This window comes from Rhizobium sp. SVR5-9E (genome assembly GCF_056755095.1).
The window spans coordinates 1-238 of record NZ_JBNDHS010000710.1 but is presented as its reverse complement, the minus strand read 5'-3'; the positions used below and the strand labels follow the sequence as shown (position 1 = coordinate 238).

General features: G+C 43.7%; 1 protein-coding gene. It reads left to right on the top strand.

Features of this window, described 5'->3' with window-relative positions; translation table 11 throughout:
• The coding region (locus ACPYOJ_RS36660; RefSeq protein WP_481420582.1) for a biotin/lipoyl-containing protein at positions 1-238 on the top strand (238 nt) is incomplete at both ends.

Genomic DNA, 238 nt, shown 5'->3' with positions numbered 1-238 from the left:
CTGTAAAAGAAGGAGACCTTCTTGCAGAAATCGAAACAGACAAAGCAGTTCAGGATTTCGAATCGGAGTTCAACGGAGTATTGTTGAAGCAAGGTGTTGAAGAAGGTGGTGCAGCTCCTGTTGATTCGGTTTTAGCAATCATCGGACCTGAAGGAACAGATGTTTCGGGAGTTGGTGCTCCAAAAGCAGCTTCGTCATCAGAAGAAAAACCTGCTCAACAAAAAACAGAAGCTAAATC